Below are 2,499 nucleotides of genomic sequence, written 5' to 3'. Positions count from 1 at the left end.
GCATGAACGATAAAAATCCTCTCCAGATCATTCCCGGCAGTGCGCTGCACGGCGAATCCCAATCCGTCGGCCTCACGTCGCAGCCTTGCGCAAGGCGCAGGGCAAGCGCAATCCGAACGACTTTCCGGTCGCCTCGCCCGAATTCGAGGTCCTTGAGGCCGAATTCCTTCAGGACGTGCTCGCGTTTCTGGGCGACGACCCGAAAGAGCCCGACATGTTCGACGAATTGGGCCTCTGAGCCGATGAAGGAGGCCGTTGGTCTCCTGATGTCATTCGACACCCTAAGAACGGCCTACGGTGGGCCGTTTCTTTCGTTTTTGGCGCTCGATCGAGCCGGAAGCGCAGCCGAGGCGACGTCCGCAGCCAGCGATCCGGCACTTGCCTTCGCGATTTTGCGTATCCACAATAAGTGCGATGGAAATCACATTCGACCCGGCCAAAGACGCGAGCAATCGGCACAAGCACGGCGTGTCATTGGCCGATGCTGCTCGAATCGATCCGGATAGCCTGCGGTACTGGGTCGACGAGCGAATTGACTACGAGACCCGATATCGCGGGCAGGGGCTTATCGGCGATCGCCTCTATTCCGTCGCCTTCACGATCCGCGACGGTGTGATGCGCGTCATCAGCCTGCGAAAAGCGAACGCCCGAGAGGTACGAGACTATGCCCAACACGATTAAGACCCACTTGGGTCGCACCATCATCATGCCGACGCCCGAAGAGGACGCGGAAATTAACCGCGGCATTGCCGCCGATCCTGACAATCCGGAGTGGACGTCAGAGGACATGGCGCGCGCCCGTCCTTTCCCCGAACTCGTCGCGCAAAAGCGCATGGGCCGGCCGCCGAAGGAAAACCCGAAGGAGCAGGTCAGCGTTCGCTACGACGCCGATATCCTCGCCGCGTTCCGCGCGACCGGGGAGGGGTGGCAGACGCGCATGAACGACGCCCTGCGCACCTACCTGATTGAGCATCCGCTTGAGGAAGCGCATGGACAGTGACGCCGAACGCCTCGCGCGCATGCAGCGCGTGATCGACCGCCACCTCGAGGAGATCGAGCGCCTGCAGAACAGGCCGACGTGGCTGTCAGCCATCGGCGTGATTGCCATAATCGTTGATCTCGTAGCCTCGACAGTCGCGACGGCTCTAGTCGACCCGTTGCTCCCGGTCGCCCTGTTGAGATTCCACGGGCCGTTTCCGGAGCCCTTCGGACATCCGCTTTGTTAGCCAGCTACTGCCGCACGTCGGCCCTTTACGGACGAAGGTTATCTAAACGGTTTTCTATTGCCCCTGCTTACAGAGAAAAGCGTTTGTAACTTTTGCGTGCATCGGGACCTCCTCGTGTTCTTCTCCCTCTGTGATTACGGCCACAGCATCTCCCCGCGCGTCGATAAATTCAAAACGGCACGGGGAAAAGCGCCAGCGCACTTGCATGGTAGATGCTCGTCGAGGAACTCTGCGATCAACGCCTCATCGATTTGGCGCCGCCGACAGGGCCCGGAGTCGCCCATTGGGCGAAGTGCGTGATACAGAGCAGGTAAGTAGCGACCGTCTTCGCAGCGTACCGGCGTTGGCTCAGGTACTGCTTGAACGCATCAACGTGTGGCTCTATCCGACCGTCGGCGAAACCGCCTATGTCAGTGCGGCGAGTGCGGCGAACGATGTCCATGGTGACCTCCAGAAGTGAGACCACCACTGCATCACAGATCGGAACTATGTCAAGATCCTTGCTCACCCACCTTGCCAGAGCCTCGCCATGCCTAGGTCGGCGCCCTCAGTAACCGATCATCTGCGCATAGTTGCGACCTGAGCATAGGGGTCGACTGCTGCCCGAGGCACCCGATCAATGGCCGGCCTCGCGGACCTTTCTATGTCGCACCGCGTTCGGCTAGGAGCGCGGCCGCGGTTCGCCGCGCTGCGTGCGCACCGGGCCGATCGGGAACAAGACTTCGATGCCCCGGCGGTCGCGGCTCCCCTGATCGCGCCGCTCGTGATCACCGGCACCGAGGCGTCGATCGCAAAGGATGATGGCGGCACGGACGGAAACAGCGAGGCGCCGTTTCGGCTGACGCGCTCGCGCGACTGGTGCGCGAGGCAGTGCGGCGCATCGCCGGTGATCGGTTGCGCGAAGGCGCGCTGTCCTACGACGCGCACGCAAAATTACTCGCTACCTCGGCGCACGCGTTCCGACACACCTTCGGCACCCGGGCCGTTGCCCGGAACATGCCCATCGACGTGGTTCAGCCATCCTCGGTCACGCCTCGTTGCGTACAACGTCCATTTATGTGCCCGCCGAACGACAACGCATGCTCAATGCCGCGACGCAATACTATTCGGAAGACCGCGGCTAGTTGCTGTCAGTCAACTCCAACGGAGGAGCAGGGCGCTGCCGCCGTGATACAGACACTGCACGCCCCATCGGTGCATGTCCGGTGCGGTATCCTCCGGGCTGGCACGCATACAGGCTGTCAGTTCGCTTAAATGGAGAGCACAAACATGA

Annotated in this window: 5 protein-coding genes; all 5 read left to right on the top strand. The window is 61.5% G+C overall.

Annotated elements, in window-relative coordinates; translation table 11 throughout:
• Positions 1–85 precede the first annotated feature (85 nt).
• Positions 86–238 carry a hypothetical protein gene (locus AWB67_RS40310; RefSeq protein WP_235025570.1) on the top strand — a complete coding sequence of 51 codons (153 nt, stop codon included), beginning with the start codon at positions 86–88 and terminating at the stop codon, positions 236–238.
• 176 nt (positions 239–414) lie between these two features.
• Positions 415–681 carry a BrnT family toxin gene (locus AWB67_RS36365; protein ID WP_087660685.1) on the top strand — a complete coding sequence of 89 codons (267 nt, stop codon included), beginning with the start codon at positions 415–417 and terminating at the stop codon, positions 679–681.
• Between the two features lie 25 nt (positions 682–706).
• The gene (locus AWB67_RS36360) at positions 707–1,000 is read left to right on the top strand and encodes a BrnA antitoxin family protein (protein WP_087660686.1); all 294 of its coding nucleotides are present in this window, start codon (positions 707–709) and stop codon (positions 998–1,000) included.
• On the top strand, positions 990–1,226 hold the full coding sequence (locus tag AWB67_RS36355; protein WP_087660684.1) for a hypothetical protein: 237 nt from the start codon (positions 990–992) through the stop codon (positions 1,224–1,226). Before AWB67_RS36360 ends, AWB67_RS36355 begins: the two co-directional genes overlap by 11 nt.
• A gap of 283 nt (positions 1,227–1,509) precedes the next feature.
• Positions 1,510–1,686 (top strand): hypothetical protein, encoded by a 177-nt coding sequence (locus AWB67_RS41195; protein WP_159965137.1) that lies wholly within the window; start codon positions 1,510–1,512, stop codon positions 1,684–1,686.
• Positions 1,687–2,499 lie beyond the last annotated feature (813 nt).

This window comes from Caballeronia terrestris (genome assembly GCF_001544515.1).
Lineage (GTDB): Bacteria > Pseudomonadota > Gammaproteobacteria > Burkholderiales > Burkholderiaceae > Caballeronia > Caballeronia terrestris.
Note: the sequence above shows the minus strand (reverse complement) of the source record. Positions and strands in the feature narration are given on the sequence as shown.